Source organism: Pseudomonas sp. FFUP_PS_473 (genome assembly GCF_002858665.1).
Classification (GTDB): domain Bacteria; phylum Pseudomonadota; class Gammaproteobacteria; order Pseudomonadales; family Pseudomonadaceae; genus Aquipseudomonas; species Aquipseudomonas defluvii.
This window is the reverse complement of the sequence record NZ_PJQQ01000001.1, coordinates 86,846-102,478: the sequence shown is the minus strand read 5'-3', so window position 1 is coordinate 102,478 and position 15,633 is coordinate 86,846. Positions and strand designations below refer to the sequence as shown.

19 protein-coding genes are annotated in these 15,633 nt (G+C 58.8%); all 19 read left to right on the top strand.

Annotation, left to right across the window (positions count from 1 at the left end; all coding sequences use genetic code 11):
• Positions 1–45: 45 nt before the first annotated feature.
• The 19 genes from CYD26_RS00475 to CYD26_RS00385 all read left to right on the top strand — a co-directional run bounded on the left by CYD26_RS00475 (position 46) and on the right by CYD26_RS00385 (position 15,486).
• Entirely contained in the window at positions 46–1,017 is a 972-nt protein-coding gene (locus tag CYD26_RS00475) for a phage protease (RefSeq protein ID WP_102051531.1), read from the top strand.
• Between the two features lie 21 nt (positions 1,018–1,038).
• Positions 1,039–1,932: a Mu-like prophage major head subunit gpT family protein gene (locus tag CYD26_RS00470; RefSeq protein ID WP_102051530.1), complete on the top strand. Its 894-nt coding sequence runs from the start codon at positions 1,039–1,041 to the stop codon at positions 1,930–1,932.
• Positions 1,933–1,937: 5 nt separating this feature from the next.
• The gene (locus CYD26_RS00465; protein WP_102051529.1) at positions 1,938–2,543 is read left to right on the top strand and encodes an HI1506-related protein; all 606 of its coding nucleotides are present in this window, start codon (positions 1,938–1,940) and stop codon (positions 2,541–2,543) included.
• Complete coding sequence (locus tag CYD26_RS00460; protein ID WP_102051528.1) at positions 2,540–3,031, top strand: phage protein Gp36 family protein; 492 nt, start codon at positions 2,540–2,542, stop codon at positions 3,029–3,031. The genes CYD26_RS00465 and CYD26_RS00460 overlap by 4 nt, the downstream gene beginning before the upstream one ends.
• Positions 3,031–3,603 carry a phage protein Gp37 gene (locus tag CYD26_RS00455; protein ID WP_102051527.1) on the top strand — a complete coding sequence of 191 codons (573 nt, stop codon included), beginning with the start codon at positions 3,031–3,033 and terminating at the stop codon, positions 3,601–3,603. Before CYD26_RS00460 ends, CYD26_RS00455 begins: the two co-directional genes overlap by 1 nt.
• Positions 3,603–3,815: a hypothetical protein gene (locus tag CYD26_RS00450; protein WP_102051526.1), complete on the top strand. Its 213-nt coding sequence runs from the start codon at positions 3,603–3,605 to the stop codon at positions 3,813–3,815. Before CYD26_RS00455 ends, CYD26_RS00450 begins: the two co-directional genes overlap by 1 nt.
• Positions 3,812–4,909 carry a phage tail sheath subtilisin-like domain-containing protein gene (locus CYD26_RS00445; protein ID WP_102051525.1) on the top strand — a complete coding sequence of 366 codons (1,098 nt, stop codon included), beginning with the start codon at positions 3,812–3,814 and terminating at the stop codon, positions 4,907–4,909. The genes CYD26_RS00450 and CYD26_RS00445 overlap by 4 nt, the downstream gene beginning before the upstream one ends.
• A 12-nt stretch (positions 4,910–4,921) precedes the next feature.
• Positions 4,922–5,293: a phage tail protein gene (locus CYD26_RS00440; RefSeq protein WP_102051524.1), complete on the top strand. Its 372-nt coding sequence runs from the start codon at positions 4,922–4,924 to the stop codon at positions 5,291–5,293.
• A 4-nt stretch (positions 5,294–5,297) separates the two neighbouring features.
• Positions 5,298–5,684: a hypothetical protein gene (locus CYD26_RS00435; protein ID WP_102051523.1), complete on the top strand. Its 387-nt coding sequence runs from the start codon at positions 5,298–5,300 to the stop codon at positions 5,682–5,684.
• A 177-nt stretch (positions 5,685–5,861) separates the two neighbouring features.
• Positions 5,862–8,069: a phage tail tape measure protein gene (locus tag CYD26_RS00430; RefSeq protein ID WP_102051522.1), complete on the top strand. Its 2,208-nt coding sequence runs from the start codon at positions 5,862–5,864 to the stop codon at positions 8,067–8,069.
• Complete coding sequence (locus CYD26_RS00425) at positions 8,066–9,391, top strand: DNA circularization protein (RefSeq protein ID WP_102051521.1); 1,326 nt, start codon at positions 8,066–8,068, stop codon at positions 9,389–9,391. The genes CYD26_RS00430 and CYD26_RS00425 overlap by 4 nt, the downstream gene beginning before the upstream one ends.
• Positions 9,381–10,502, top strand: a complete 1,122-nt coding sequence (locus CYD26_RS00420; RefSeq protein ID WP_102051520.1) for a phage baseplate assembly protein — start codon at positions 9,381–9,383, stop codon at positions 10,500–10,502. The genes CYD26_RS00425 and CYD26_RS00420 overlap by 11 nt, the downstream gene beginning before the upstream one ends.
• A complete protein-coding gene (locus tag CYD26_RS00415; RefSeq protein WP_102051519.1) occupies positions 10,502–11,062 on the top strand; it encodes a phage baseplate assembly protein in 561 nt (186 codons plus the stop codon). The genes CYD26_RS00420 and CYD26_RS00415 overlap by 1 nt, the downstream gene beginning before the upstream one ends.
• A gap of 27 nt (positions 11,063–11,089) precedes the next feature.
• Positions 11,090–11,842 carry a hypothetical protein gene (locus CYD26_RS00410; protein WP_102051518.1) on the top strand — a complete coding sequence of 251 codons (753 nt, stop codon included), beginning with the start codon at positions 11,090–11,092 and terminating at the stop codon, positions 11,840–11,842.
• Positions 11,843–11,975: 133 nt separating this feature from the next.
• Positions 11,976–12,242, top strand: a complete 267-nt coding sequence (locus tag CYD26_RS00405; protein ID WP_256587917.1) for a phage GP46 family protein — start codon at positions 11,976–11,978, stop codon at positions 12,240–12,242.
• A 1-nt stretch (position 12,243) separates the two neighbouring features.
• Positions 12,244–13,314, top strand: a complete 1,071-nt coding sequence (locus CYD26_RS00400) for a baseplate J/gp47 family protein (protein ID WP_102051516.1) — start codon at positions 12,244–12,246, stop codon at positions 13,312–13,314.
• Positions 13,311–13,886: a YmfQ family protein gene (locus tag CYD26_RS00395; protein ID WP_102051515.1), complete on the top strand. Its 576-nt coding sequence runs from the start codon at positions 13,311–13,313 to the stop codon at positions 13,884–13,886. The genes CYD26_RS00400 and CYD26_RS00395 overlap by 4 nt, the downstream gene beginning before the upstream one ends.
• The gene (locus CYD26_RS25360; protein WP_256587916.1) at positions 13,886–15,055 is read left to right on the top strand and encodes a pyocin knob domain-containing protein; all 1,170 of its coding nucleotides are present in this window, start codon (positions 13,886–13,888) and stop codon (positions 15,053–15,055) included. Before CYD26_RS00395 ends, CYD26_RS25360 begins: the two co-directional genes overlap by 1 nt.
• Positions 15,056–15,057: 2 nt before the next feature.
• Positions 15,058–15,486, top strand: a complete 429-nt coding sequence (locus CYD26_RS00385; protein WP_102051514.1) for a phage tail assembly chaperone — start codon at positions 15,058–15,060, stop codon at positions 15,484–15,486.
• Positions 15,487–15,633: the final 147 nt, after the last annotated feature.

Below are 15,633 nucleotides of genomic sequence, written 5' to 3'. Positions count from 1 at the left end.
CGAGCTTAAAAACACTTCCCCTGACGTGCTGCCCAAACTGGCGGCATGAAAACACTTCTCGCCCTGAACACCGACCTTTCCGCGCTGCCCTCGACCGAGGGCCAGGCGCCTGACTGGATCGAACTGATTCCCGCTGGCCCGACCATCACCGGTCGCGACGGCCGCACCTGGTTGTTTGACGAGCTGGCCCAGCAACTGGTGCTGGCCGCTTTCACCGGTCGTGCCATCGACATGGTGATCGACTGGGAGCACGCCAGCGAGGTGGCAGCGCCGAAAGGCAAACCTGCGCCTGCGGCCGCCTGGATTGACCGGCTTGAAATTCGCTCTGAGGCCCTGTGGGGCCATGTCGCGTGGACACCTCGCGCTGGCGAGCAGGTTGTCGCCCGTGAGTACCGCTTCGTTTCCCCTGTCTTCGACTACGACGACACCGACCGGCGAATCCTCCGCATGGTCAGCGTTGGCCTGACCAACAAACCGAACCTGGTTCTTACCGCCCTCAACCATGAACAACCGGAGACTCATCAATTGGCTATCCCACAAGCACTCGCAGTGGTGCTCGGTCTGGACGCATCCGCAACCGATGACCAGGCCATCGCTGCCGCCACCCAACTGAAGGCTGCCGCAACGGCGCGCAACAGCGAACAGCCATCCCTGGACAAGTTCGTCCCGCGTCAGGACTACGATCAGGCCGTATCCCGTGCGACCAACGCTGAGCAGGCGCTGGCTACCCGCAAGGCCGACGAGCACAAGGCCGTGGTCGATTCCGAAATCGACGCGGCCCTGAAGGCCGGCAAGATCACCCCAGCCACCGCCGACTATCACCGCGCCGCCTGTTCCGAGCTGGCCGGCCTGGACCGCTTCCGCGAATTCGTGAAGGCCGCGCCGGCTGTTGCTGAACCGTCCGGCCTAGGCGCGCACAAGCCGGACGGCACTTCCACCGCGCTGAACGCCGAAGAAAAGAAGGTTGCCCAGATGATGGGTATCAGCGAATCCGACTTCATCAAGGCCCGCGCGTAAGCGCATAAAGGAAACACATCTATGATGATCACCCCGCAAGCGCTCGCCGCGCTGTTCACTGCCTACCGCAGCGAGTACCAGCGAGCGTTCACTGACACCCCGACCGACTGGCAGCGCATCGCCACGCCAGTACCATCGACCGGTTCCAGCAATACCTATGGTTGGCTCGGTCAGTTCCCCACCTTCCGCGAGTGGCTGGGTGAGCGCGTACTGAAGGACATGGCAAGCCATGCCTACACCATCACCAACAAGAAATTCGAATCCTCGGTCTCCATTCCCCGTGATGCCATCGAAGACGACGAGGTCGGCGTCTACAAGCCACTGTTCGAAGAAATGGGGCGTGCTGCCAAAGCGCACCCTGACGAGTTGGTTTTCGGGCTGCTGAAAGCCGGGCTGACCACGACCTGTTACGACGGCCAGAACTTCTTCGACACCGACCACCCAGTCTACCCGAACACCGACGGAACCGGCGAAGCCGTCTCTGTCAGCAACTACCAGGCGGGCGCTGGTCCGGCGTGGTATCTGCTCGATGTGAGCCGGGCAGTCAAGCCAATCATCTTCCAGAACCGCCGCAACTACGACCTGAAGGCCATGACCAAGGTCGACGACGAAGCGGTGTTCATGAAAGACGAATACCGCTATGGCGTCGACGCACGGGTCAACGTCGGTTTCGGTTTCTGGCAGTTCGCCTTCTGCTCCAAGGCTCCGCTCAACGCCGAGAACTATGCCGCTGCTCGTGCCGCCATGAAGGCGTTCCAGGCTGATGGTGGTCGCCCACTCGGTGTTAGTCCCGGCCTGCTGGTCGTGCCGTCCAGCCTGGAAGGTGCTGCGCGCAAACTGGTCGTGAAAGACGCCAACGGTGGTAACGAATGGGCGGGCACTGCTGAAGTGCTGTCGCCAAGCTGGTTGGGTTAACGGCCATGGGGACGATCATCAAAGCCAAGCGCGACGGATTCCGTCGCGCCGGCTTGGTCCACCGCGTGGCTGGGACCTACCACCCGGATGGCGATCTGACCGAAGCGCAACTGGAGGTCCTGCGCGCCGATCCGCAACTGCTGGTGGTGGAGGGGGCGCAGGAGGATGCACTCGCGGTTGACGACGACAGCGCGGAAGTGATCCAGGAGCTGGCCGCCACCATTGCCCAACTGGAGTACTCCCTGGAGCAAGCCCGAGCGGGCCTGAATACCGCTTCGGCGGATGTGATAAGGGTGCTGGAGCATCAGAAAGGTGTGCCAGTCCTGGTGCTCGACGCCGTGCGCTTGCTGGAACCAGCCGACCCAGCGGCAGAGGGAGTCATCTGCATCAAGGAAGACGCCCTGGTCGAGGTCATCCGCCAACAGCTTCAGGTCGCCTCGGAGGTGCCCAACGATGGAAAGCAGACGCTCGACAATTCCAGCAGTCCTGAAACGCCGCCGAATCCGGCGCCGCTTCCGGCAGATGCTTCGGCAACTGCTGACGCAGGGGCTGTGAAGCTAGGCAAGCCGGTGGCCAAGCGTGGCGGCGAGAAAAAGGAAGGTGGTGAATGAACCTCTCGCTGCCGAGTGCGATTGCCCTGATCACCCGTTTCGGTGCCAAAGAGATGGCGGACCTTGCGGTCCCCAAGACCAATCGGCCTATCGATGGCGAGCTGCTGGAGGCCGCTGCCAAGGGTGAGTCTTTGGATAGCTGGGATGCCGAGGAAGTGGCGTCCGCAGTTGCGGGCTTGGCACGCATCGCCGATGCAGCCACCCGCGCTCGCAGCGAGATCCAGTTCTACCTTCGCTATCGCCAGGTGGGGCAGGACGCCCCGGACTGGGTGGCTGACGACCTGCCGGAGCTGACCCGCTTCCACTTGTACGGCGAGAAGGCCAGCGCCGATTCGGCTGTACGCCTGCGCTATCGCGACATCCTCAAACGACTGGAAAGCCTGGCCGCTGAAGATGAGAAACGTGGGGCCGCGGAATCTGGTCAATCCGGCTTGCAGATCAGTCACCAGGTGCGCCTGTTCAGTCGCGACACCATGCGGGGGCTCTGATGCTGGGCGAACTGGAGGACGCCATTCAGGCCCGTCTCGGCGAGCTGAAGGGGCAGCTGCGCAGGATGCATATTGACAGCTACGGCGGTGAGCTCAGTGACGACGACCTGCTGGTCGACCTGTTGAAGCTCACCCCCAGTGTACTGATCACCACTCCCAAGGTGGTGTTCAAGCCCAAGTCGCATCGCCGCTATGTCGCCTCGGTGGTGTTCCGCCTGGTGATCTCCAGTACATCCGTGCGTGGTGAGCGTGAAACGCGGCGCGGTTCCGGCTCGGTTGCCAGCGATCCCGGCAGTTACTGGATCTGGGAAAGCTGCATGCGGTTGCTGACCAACTGGCAGCCCAAGCCCGACGGCGCCCAGGTGAAGCCGACGGAGTTTGCCAACCTGGTCAACGGCAAGTTTCAAGACAGCCACCTCAGCGTGCTGGGGCAATCGTTCGCCATCGAGCTGGATTGGGAGGTGCCGGAAGGTGAGCTGCCACTGCTGGAAGGCATCGACTTGGCTTACCACGTACCGGCAGGCAACCCAAGCACCACCGCCACCGACTCAATCGAACTGAGGAACCTGTAATGCGCGTGATCGCTACGCAACACCCCGTGCCACTGCTACCGGGCACTACAACCAAGGATGGCAAGTCTTTCATTGATCCCGCCCCGGCCAGCCCGGTGGAGGTGGAAGAGCACGCTTACTACCGACGCCGGATTGCCGCTGGTGAGTTGAACCGTGCTGAAGAAAAGAGCGGTGCCAAAAAGGCCGCTAAAAATGATGAGGCCAAAGCATGACCATTCCTTTTGACACAATCCCGGCGAGCATTCGCAAGCCTGGCGCCTATTTCGAGTTCAACACCAGCCTGGCCGTGCGGACACTGCCGACCAATGCGCAGCATATCTGCTTGATCGTTCCGCTCGGTGAAGCAGCAACCGCCTTGGCGAACGCCCCCGCACAGGTGTTCAGTGCTGACGAAGCCAGGCTGGCATTCGGTGATGTGGCGGCGGAAATGGTCGCGGCTGCCATCGCTGCTTATCGCTACGTGGCTATTTCGTGTGTGGGTGTCGCTGTCACCGATCAGACTGAGCCGGACATCGCTGACGCTCTCGCCTCGACCGCTCAGGGCGGCTATACCATCCTGGTGCCCGCCTGGTTTAGTCAGGACTCGCTGACCGCTGTCCGCACTCATATTGCGACCTGGACCAGTTCAATTGAACAGCAGTCCATCATCGGTGTGGGTGCGGTGACCAGCACCCTGTCGGCGGCCACCGCCCTAGCGGCATCCCTGAACGCCGGGGGTATTACCCTCGCTCTGCTGCCGGGCACCCCGTCGACCGCCCGCCAGGTGGCGGCGGCATACGCTGCCGTGATTGCCTCTGAAGAAGACCCAGCTCGCCCACTGAACACGCTGGTACTGAGCGGTATCAAGGTTCCGCCTGTCGCACAGCGCCTCGGGCGCACCGAGCAGGAAACCTGTCTGGCGAACGGCATTACCCCTCTTGAGGTTGGTGCCGGCGATGTAATCCAGATCGTCCGGGCAGTCACGACTTACACCAAGTCGGCGGCTGGTGCGACTGACGTGTCACTGCTCGACCTGACCACCATTCGCACCCTGTATTACGTACGTCAGGCGTGCCGTGAGCGTATCCGCCTGCGCTTTCCGCGCAGCAAGCTTTCTAAAAGAACTCCGGAAGCGGTGCGTGGCGAGCTGCTCGATGTGCTGAACAAGCTGGAAGAACTGGAAATCGTCGAAGAGGTCGCGGCCAATGCCGATGGCCTAATCGTGGAGCGCTCGCTCCAGGAAGTGAACCGTCTCAACGCCGCTATCCCAACCGATGTCGTCAACGGCCTGCACGTGTTCGCCGGCCGCATCGACCTGCTTCTGTAAGAGGTGAACTGAATGTCTGATAACTACGTAGGGCAGATCGTCCTTGAGATCAACGGCACCGACTATGAGGTGACGAGCGTCGAGCCGAGCCTCAAGACCGGTCGCAAAGTGGTCAAGACCATGAACCGCACTGGCCGCCCCTCGGGCACGGCAAAGGGCATTGAAGAGCACGAACTGAAAATCTCGGTACCCATCCCGAAAACCGGGGAGCCGGACTGGCGCACCTTGATGGACGCCAAGCTGACCATCTACCCACAGGACGGGGGCAGCAAGCGACAGACCTGGACCGGTTGCTCCCTGATGGAGATGGGCAGCAAGTACCAGGTGGAAGGTGAAGCCACCCGCGACCTGACCATCGCCGCCCTGAACTTCTACTTGGAGTAATGCCATGAGCGAGCAAGTGAACAAACAGTGGGATGGTCTGACCATCAGCCGCGAGTTGGGCATCGGTGTGTACTTTTCAGGGACACGGCACAAGCGCTTCACCCTGCGTGTTGCTGTCGCGGGTGACTTGATCGCCGCCCAGGAACAGCATCCCAACGGCCCGTTCCAGTTGACCACCATCGAAGTCTATCGCCGTCAGTTGCTGTCCTTGGGCGACATTCCGGTCGAGCACCTGACCACCGAGCTGTTGCGTGAGGGACTGACCGAGATCGACCTGGCCGTCATCGCCGACGCCGACGCCGAACTCGAAAAAAAGCTCACGCCGCCGAGCGCGGCAACGCCGACTGGCGTCGGATCGAACACGCCTTTATCCGGCACGGCTACCGAATAGCAGAGCTTCGACAAATGACCAGGGCCGAGATCGATGCGCGTGTGGACCTGATTGTCGGCAAGACCAAAGGCGTTCGCTACGTCAGTAAACGCCAGCGCAAGCCTCTGCCAAAACCCAGATGAAAGGCCCGCCAGCGGGCCTTTCCTGTCCCTGTAAGACCATCTTCGGGAGTGCTCCATGTCCGATCTGCGCGTTGCGCTTCGTTTTCAAGCCCATGCGGGCAACAGTCGACGTGAGATCGAACAGATCAACCGCGACCTACGTAAGGCCGGTAAGGAGGGTGCCAAGTCCCTAGCCGATGAAAGCTGGAAAGCGTCATCGGCCATTACCAAGGTCGGCCAGGTCGGTGCCAACAGCTACAAGGTGATCCGCAGCGCCATGCGTGAAACGGCCCAGGCTGGTTCCGGTACGCGCATCGAGGTCAGCAAGACTTCTGCTGAACTAAAAGAGATGGCCACCGCTGCTCGTAAGGCTGCGCGGGATGCTAAGTCCGAGCTCATGAATACCGACCGCCAGGGTGTGCAGCCGCTCCGTCAGAGCGTAGATCGCACGGAAGCTTCCTTCCGGCGCCTGGCACAGAACGGTGGGCGCAACCTTCGTACTCTGAAAACCATTGCTGCCGGTGTACGTCAGGAGTTCGACCGCCTCAAAGGATTGGGGGGCAGCATGCAAGGGCAACTAGCCGGGCTGGGTGTTGGGGTTGGCGTGGTAACCGGGGTGACCGCTAGCGCCCGCTTAGATCGCCAGTTAATCCGTACACAGCAGACTGCCGGTATGACTGGCGAGCAACGAGATGAGTGGCGTGGCGAGCAATGGCGACTTGCAAAGACTTATGGCATTGAGCGGGAACAAGTTCAAACAGGTTTTGACACTTTAATTGCTAGCGGCCTCTCTTACGACAAGGCCAAAGTTAGTTCTGAGGCAATTGCCCAAGCGACCGCTGTTACGGGTGCTGATTCTGGAATACTTGCTAAAGCCTTGGTAACAGGCTCCAGCGCTTTCGATATTGATCTGTCCAAGCCCGGTGCTGCTGTGGATATTCTGCAAAAAATGATCGTGGCTGGTCGCTTAGGCAATGCCGAACTTGAGAACCTGTCTAGCATTTTCCCTAAAGTTGGCCAAGACGCGAAGTCTGCGGGCATGTCCATGGCTCAATCTCTTGCGTTTGTTGAAACTTTGTCTCTCATTGAGTTGGAACCTGACCGCTTGGGTACGCTGGCACAATCGACGTTGCGCGCATTCAACAATGGTACATACCGGGAGAGTGTGACGAAAAATACTGGTGTCGAATTCTTCAACAAGGATAAGTCTTTAAGAAATACCCAAGACGTATTTCTTGATTTACAGAGGAAATACAAGTCACTTAAAAATGACAAAGACCGCGCGCGTTTCATGGACGTGGTATTTGGCAAGATGGACCAAGACACGCAAAAAGGTGTTAAAGCGTTTTTGACCGGTGATCGATTAGAGAACTTTGCAAAGAGCACGGGGGATATCAATAACGCCAAGGGTGTTATTGAAAAAGATTTGGCTGACAACATGAGCAGTTCGACCGCCGTCGGCTCTCGTATGAAAGCCACCCTGGGCGAAGCCATCGACCGTATGGCGAAGCCATTGAACAAGGGCTTTGCTGACATGGGTAGTTACCTGCTCGATGACCTGAACCTGTCCGGCGAAGAAATGCTGATGGGCGGGGCGGCTCTTGGCGTTGGCGGCTATTACGCCGGGCGCGGTGCCAAAGCTGGTACAGGCGCCTTACTGAATAAGTTCATCGGCGGCCCCGATACATTAAAAAACATCGCCGTCGGTAAGGTGCTGGAAGAAGCTGCCGGAGTAACTTCCGTGTTCGTCACGAACTGGCCTAGTGGCGTGTCCCTCGGCGGTGGCATGCCTGATCTGCCTAAGGGTAAGTCTGGTGGCATTATCCCTCCCTGGGTAGCTCCAGCTACTCTGGCAGCTACAGCCACGCAGATCGGTGGCGCCAGTGCGACGTCGACAGATGAGGGTCGTCTGGATTCTGTTCTGCGGAGCAAGCTATTGAACGAAGACGAGCGCACCTATCAGTCTGCTTTCTACCGTAATCGCATTTCGCTGGCTGGACAGAACCCCGATCAGTCGTCGGACTGGCTGTCGTCGCAAGCCCAGCGTCTGGCGCATCAGCAGACTGGTCTGACAGCAGCGGGCTTGCCTGTCGACGGTGCCAATCAGTGGGCAGCCGGTATTGCCAATCGAGCAGTCAGCGCAGGTGCCGATACCCCGGCGGCAGTAGCTCGCCTACAGCGGTTGCTTGATCAGCCGTTGGTTATCGAACTACGCATGGACTCAAACATGATTCAGGCTGAGGTCGAGCGCCGCACCGACATCCAAATGAGGCGCGGCCGATGAGCTGGTCAGAAACCCTGCTGGACGCCTCCTTCCGTGGTGTTCAGTTCCAGGTCACCGACGAAAGTCTGCAATGGCAACGAGCGTTAGCCGAACACGGAGTGCCTTTCAAGGACGGTGATAGTGTGGTCGATCTGGGTCGGGGCGCTCGCCGCTTCCCGATGCAGATCATCATCTACGGCGTTAACTACGAGATTGAGCTACAGAACCTTCTGTCGGCGCTCGGTCAGCGTGGCCCTGGCGAACTGATCCACCCCATCTACGGCAGCCTGAACGTCGTTTCGCACAATGTTGAGGTGAAGCACGTCGCCGACAGTCCAGACGCTGCCCAAGTAAGCCTGTTATTTGTCGAGGACACTCCCGATCTGCCTTTCTTTGCCAGGCAGTTTGAGTTCGTCGACATCGGTGTAGTGGAGCTGGAAGATGAATACCGCTGGCAGGATGGCATCTTTGAGCTGCTCGGGCGCATCGACTCTCTGGTCGCTGAGATTCAGTCGTGGATCGGTGGCGGTTGGGTGGGACTGATCGAAAAGGCCTTGGGTCTGCCGGGAATTTTCCTTCGGGTGCAGCAGCTGCGTTCGCAGATCCTCGGTGTGGTGTCCGGCGTTGTCTCCATGGCTCAACACACATCGGCGGCTTACGACCCTTTGGTTGACCTGTTCCGCACGCCGACGCAGATCCGCAGTTCCATTCAGGACAGCACGCCCAGCTCGTCGACGGCGTTGTTGTCCCGCTCTGGCATTCCAGCCGCCATGCCAGGTGGCGATGGTTTGACCGTTGATCCTGCAGGGGCGGCCAACGCCTTTTTGATCAGTGCTCGCCAAGGGGTTGCCCCTGATGCCGGCCTACTGCCCGACCGCATGCCAGACGATCCAGTCGAGGCCAGCGGGTTTGCCTTGGTTGTCCTGGTCATCACCGAACTTGCAGTTGCCCATGCTCAAGCGGTGGCCATCGTGATCGAGGACGAAAGCAAAAATCCGACCCTGAGCCCAATTGAACTGGAAGGCCTGGTCAACCTAGTGCGCTCGTTGGTGCAAGGGTCGATCCTCTTGCATCGCCGCCTGTATGGTGTAGAGGCGTCCCGCCCGGTGATCGAAGGCCTGCGCAATACAGCCGCGCTGATCCAGGCTCGCGCCCGTCAAGTCATCTTGCAAAGCCCTCCGATGATCGAGCGTGTGGTTGAGTCCCCGGCAAGCCTCCGTCTGTTGGCCCATCGCTGGTATGGCGACCATAGCCGTGCCCTCGAATTGATTCGGCTCAATCCAGACCTGAAAACGCCCCACAACATCCCGGCCGGAAAGGTATTGCGTGCATATGCTGAATGACCCTGTTCCCACTATCCGGCTCGCCATCGGCGGGTTGGCCCATGATACTTGGGACGGCTGGTCGGTTGAGTCCGACCTGCTGACTCCCGCCGACGCTTTCGAGCTGGAGTTGCACGCCAGAAACTCCATCCGGCTGCCGGAGGTGGTGAAGGAAGGTGCGCCCTGTTCACTGACGCTGGATGGGGACCTGGTGCTGACGGGGCAAGTCGACGAGTTTGAGCATGATGTTTCGCGCCAGGGCATTTCGATGCGCATCAATGGACGGGATCGGGCCGCGCCTCTGGTCGACTGCTCAGCACCTTTCGTGTCCATGCGAGAGGCATCGCTAGCGGAGATCCTTGAGCAGGTGGTTAAGCCACTAGGTGCGTACAAGGTGGAGATTCGCGCCAACCAGGCGAAAGCCCGGCGTCGTATCCAGATCGAGCCTGGGCAGACCGCTTGGGAGGCGTTACTTCAGGTAGCCGAGGCGAACGGCTTGTGGCCGTGGGTAGAGCCGGACGGCCGCTTGATCATCGGTGGGCCGGACTACACCACTCCGCCAGTAGGCGCACTGGTGCTGCGCGAGGACGGGGTGGGTAACAACGTGCAGCGCCTGAGCGTGCGTCGGTCCATTGCCAACCGCTACAGCCAGATTACCGTCCTTGGTCAACACGGCCAGTACGATAACGATGGCCTCGACACCAAGCGCTCGCACCTGCGTTCGGTCATCCAGGACGATACCCTGGCCCGTCGCGGGATCTTCCGGCCGAAGGTCGTGATCGACAGCGCGAGCGAGAACCAGGACATGGCAACCACCCGCGCTCGCAAGTTATTGGCGGATAGCCGACTGGAAGGTTTTGAGATACGCGTCGTCGTCAAAGGCCACCGGGCTGACAATGGTAAGGTCTGGAGTCCCGGCCAGCGCGTCATCGTGCGCAGTGAACCGCATGGCCTAGACGCCATCTACTTCCTCATGTCGCGCACGTTGCGTCTGTCACGTGGAGAGGGGGCGATCACAGAGCTGCGCCTGCGCGAAGACAAGATGTGGGTGCTGGACGGCAACAAGCTGAAGAAGCACAAGGGCAAGTCCAATCCCGACGCAGCGTTTGTCCAAATGATTAAGGGGCTTTGATGAGCAGTATGGCGCGATTGGTGCGCGATCAGGTGGCGCGGGTGATGAGCAGCTTTCGCTTGCCGTTCCGCGCTGTAGCGGCGCGCAATACCCATGGAAAGCTGATCGGCGTCCAGATGCAGGGCTTGTCGGGCGAGGCGGTAGCGGGCGAGCTGTTCCAGCACTACGGATTTAGCTCTGCACCACAGCCAGGGGCCGAGTACCTGGTCATTCCAGTGGGTGGCAACAGCAAGCATGCTGTCGTCGTCGCCAGCGAGGATGGGCGCTATCGGCTGACGCTCCAGGACGGCGAGGTGTCGCTCTACACCGATGAAGGTGACTACGTGCACATGAAGCGCGGCCGGATGATCGAGGTCGTGACGGATGACTTGGTGTTCAAGGTCAAAAACAAGGTGCGCTTTGAAACACCCAAAGTCGAAATGACCGGCGACCAGCATCTCGACGGCAGCATCAAGGCCGAGGGCGAGATCGCCGACCATGCGCGTACCATGCAAGAAGACCGTAACCTGTATAACCAGCACGACCATGGAGGTGGCCCAAAGCCATCGCCATCGCAGTGAGTTTCTGATATTCCTCTGGGGTTACCGATGTCCTCTCAAACGACTTCAGATAGGCAAGCCATGGCGACAAAAATTTTCGCTCTCGTCCGTTTTTTCAAAACAGAAGCGCATCGTGACTCTTTTTTGCGTGGCGATTTGTTCATGAATCGCCTGAAGTTTTTTAAGGCGTATGAAGAGGATGAGGCGTGCAATATTGGGGACAAGCATGAGGGGACGTCAGGTTGGTATCAGCCGGATCAGGTAAAGCTGACAATCCAAGATCCAACAACCGGCGAAGATCACATCATTCAGGATTTTGCAGGCCCTATTTTGATAGGTCTGGACAGACATAACGACTACCACGTCTACTGCATGTCCGCTATTCATGGCGACGACGAGGCTAAATTTGAGACGTTCGACGAGCTTAGGTCCAGCATGATGCTGGACGTCGAAAAGGGAGATTTGGGCGACTACTGCTCTATCGTCGATGCTGGACCATTCATGGCCCGATTGGATAAAGCACTCCAGATAGAGGAGCACGCGGGAAACAGCTATGGACGTGGCCTGGTTGAGTATTTTGATCCTGAGACCTTCAACGGATCATTCGATGAGGACGAAGCGATATTCCGGAAAAAGAAATGTTTCAGTCATCAGAAGGAATTTCGGATTTTCGTCTACAACGGGACCTCTGGAGACGACCATAAAGTCTTAAGCATCGGGGATCTATCGGATATTGCTTTCAACTGCCCCAAAGCCGACCTCAACAAGTTTCTCGTCCTCGAAGAGAATACGACGGCTTAAACCGTCCTGAAATACCCCCCCTGCGAGTCTCCCTGCACCATGCATCCCCATGGACGCAGGCATAAACCCAACCACAGGCGACTTGACGGGCCAGCGTATTAATACGCTGGCAAACGCCGTCTACGTGCGCCTTATGACCCCCCTCGGCACCTGGTGGAAAGATCCCGCTCTGGGCTCTCGGCTGCATGAACTGCGGCGCGAAAAGGACCGCCCTCGGGTGGGTATTCTCGCCAAGCAGTACGCCGAACAGGCCCTCAAGCCTCTGCTTGAAGATCGCCGCGCCAAGACGATAACCATCACCGCACATCAGCCCCATAACGGCTGGCTTGAGCTGCAAATCGACATCATCGATGCCACCGGCAATCCACAGGTGTTTCGCCAACCTGTAAGGGTGATCTGACATGGCTTTTTCCGCCCCGAACCTCGATAGCATTCTGGCCGGCATTCTGCGGGACATTAAGGCGCTCAACGACGAAGCCGACATCGGCCCTGACAGCGACCACTACATCCGGTCAGCGGCGGTCGCTGCCGCCATCGAGGGCCTCTATCTGAAGCTGGCTTGGCTTTATCGGCAGATCTTCCCGGATACCGCCGACGAAGAAGAGCTGGTGCATGCCGCCGCGATCCGTGGCGTTCTGCAAAAGCAGTCTGTCGCTGCCACTGGTATTGCTGGCTTAAGAGGCGCTGCGGGTGTTGAGCTATTGCAAGGCTCAACACTGACCCACGTCACCACTGGCGAAAAGTTCGACAGCCTGGCTAGCGCGAAAATTGGCACCGACGGCACTGTCACCGTTCAAGTCAGGGCGCAAACATTAGGAGCGTCACTCAACGGATTGACCGGCGACCTGATGCTTACCAGCCCACCGCTGGGGATGGACGCCAGCGCGAGCTTCGTCGGGACAACCACCGGGGGCGAAGATCAGGAGACGCCAGAGTCGCTGCTCGCCAGATTGCTCGACATCATCCAGTCGCCACCTGCGGGCGGCACCAGTTACGACTTCAAACGCTGGGCCAAAGAAGTGGATGGTGTGGCCGATGCCCTGGTGGTACCTGGTCGTCGGGGTGGAGGCACCGTCGACCTTATCATCACAGCCAGCACCGGTAACCCTTCGGTCGAGGTCATTGCTAACTGCAAGGACCACGTACTGGGCTTGTGTTCAGTCATAGCCGATGTGTGGGTGTATGCCCCGACCATTCGAACCGTTGACTCTACAGCGCTGGTTGAACTGGCCGAGGGTTACACGCTGGCGGATGTGCAGGTGGCCGCTCAGACGGGTTACAACTCACTGCTAGGCGCCATGAAGCCTCGCGAAACACTCAAGCGCTCGCATATAGAGGCAATGATCAACAACTTGGCAGGCGTCATTGATCGCTCTGTTACTACGCCAGTCGCCAATGTCCAAGCGTCTGACGATCCGCTTCTGGTCGGCTGGATTCGCCCAGGCACCATCACTTTGGGCCTGCTGGAATGACCGCGCTCGCCGATCAGCTTCGGCTACTGCTGCCGCCTGTGTCCTATGACGGCAAAGCGCCTCGCTTATCTGCATCCGTTGAAGCCGAGGCGAACGCTCTCAAGCTTACCGATGCTCAAGCGGAGGCGAGCTACAGCGCGATCTTCGCCGACTCTGGCATGGGGTTGTCGGACTGGGAGCGCGTGCTTGCTTTGCCAGATCCGTGCCTTGTTGGCGTCCCTCAATCTGTTCGCCAGCGCGTGCAGGCGGTTGTCAGCAAGCTGCAAGGCCGGGGTGGTCAAAGCCGGTCCTTTTTTATCGCCCTGGCCAAGTCCCTTGGTTACGACATAACCATCGACACTTTTCGTCCAGCTTGCGCAGGTATTGCGCGGGCTGGCGACCCAATCAACGGTGGCGACTGGGCATTCACATGGCGCGTCAACGCACCCGCCGTGACGATCAGCCAGGCCGTTGCCGGTATCACGGGCGCGGGCGATCCCTTGGCGTCCTGGGGCAACAAGTCCCTTGAGTGCAGGCTCAGTCAAATGAAGCCCGCCGAATCCATTCTGCTGTTCGGTTATGGAGACAACTGATGCAAAAGATCGATGCAAGTACCGCGTCGGCAAACGCCCTTGGTGAGTTCACTGAGGGCAATCCCAGCGCGGGTGTCCCGGCTACGCTGCTCAAGGCCGCGTGGTTGAATGCGGTGCAACGGGAGTTGGTTCACCTGGTTGAAGGGGCGGGCCTGCCCCTGGATGCCGCCGATGACTCTCAGGTACTGAAGGCCATTCAGGCGATACAGGCAAGTGCCAGTACCTGGTTAAAGCTCAATGGCAAGCCAACAACAGTTGCAGGCTTCGGTATCACTGATGCGTTTACCAAAATTGAGACAACAAATTTTGTTCAGGCCGCTGTTGCAGCCTTGGTTGACTCTTCACCGGCTGCACTGGATACGCTGAACGAGTTGGCGGCGGCCTTGGGAGATGATCCAAACTTCGCCGCAACCATGACGAATGCGTTGGCAGGCAAGGCGAGCAAAGCCACGACCTTGGCTGGCTATGGCATCCTCAACGGGTTGACTATCAATAAGCTATTGGGCGGTACGAATCTCAATACACTAGGCGATTCCAATACACACCAAGGTAGCTATGTCTGTAAAGCCGGTGCGGATGCACTGGCAAGCTTGAACTATCCAGCTCAAGAGGCCGGAAATCTGGTGGTTGGTGCCGGGGCCTGGGGCTGTTTGCAAGAATATACGACCAACTCTAACCGCAAATTCTGCCGGTCCTTAACCGGGGCTTTCACGGGAACTGGCCCATGGAGTGACTGGGCTGAAATTACGGTGCAACAGGCGACCGAAAACCGCGCGGGTATAGCGAAGATCGCCACGCTAGCGTTACTGCTGGACGGGGTAGATAACGAATCGATGATTACGGCCAAGCTCTTGAAGCTGGGCTGCTCCTACAGCCTGACTGCAAACGGATACATCGCATCTCCGCGGTGGTGGGGGGGATTCATCCTTCAATGGGGAGTCACCGGCAATATCAACGCTGACTCATCTATCTGGGTGAACTGGCCGCTTGAGTTTCCGAACGCCTGTCTTTGCGTGCAATCAATTGGCATCAACGCAGCGTCCTCAACTACCCGCGATAACGTGCCGCAGATCGTTAGCTACTCGAAGACTGCACTGCAGTTACGAGCCAACGGCGTGAGTTCGACAACAGATGCCGCACCCCAGATTTGGTTTTCAATAGGATTCTAACTATGCGCTTTTACAGCCAAACCTCCGGCTGCTGTTATGTAGCTGGTCTGAATGATGAAATGCCTGTAGACGCCGTTCCGATTGATGATGAACGGTTTAACACCGTGATCGGCAATCCAGATCCGAACAAGGTCCGGTCGCACGACGAAGCAGGTCTTCCGATCCTGATTGATCCACCACCGCTGACCTTAGAGCAACTGGCAGAGCGGGAGCGCGTATGGCGTGATGGTGTGATTACGTCTTGCCAGTGGCTGCGAGACCGTCACCGCGACGAGCAGGACATGCAACTGCCTACCACGCTCACGCCAGGGCAATTCTCCGAGCTGCTGGTTTATCGCCAGAGCCTTCGCGATTGGCCGCAGTCTTTGGGCTTCCCAGATAGTGAGCGCCGTCCCGAGCCTCCTGTTTGGGTAGTTGGACTGACCGAGTAGTCTGCTGCTAATGCTAAACACAGCGCTAGATTAGTGCCGCTCTTAGGTATCCAGTTGTGCCAATTAGCGCGCTAAGCAGTGCCAAATCCGGCGCGCCCTTACAATCACGCGGGAAAACAGACACACCGAGAAACCTATTTTCTGCCA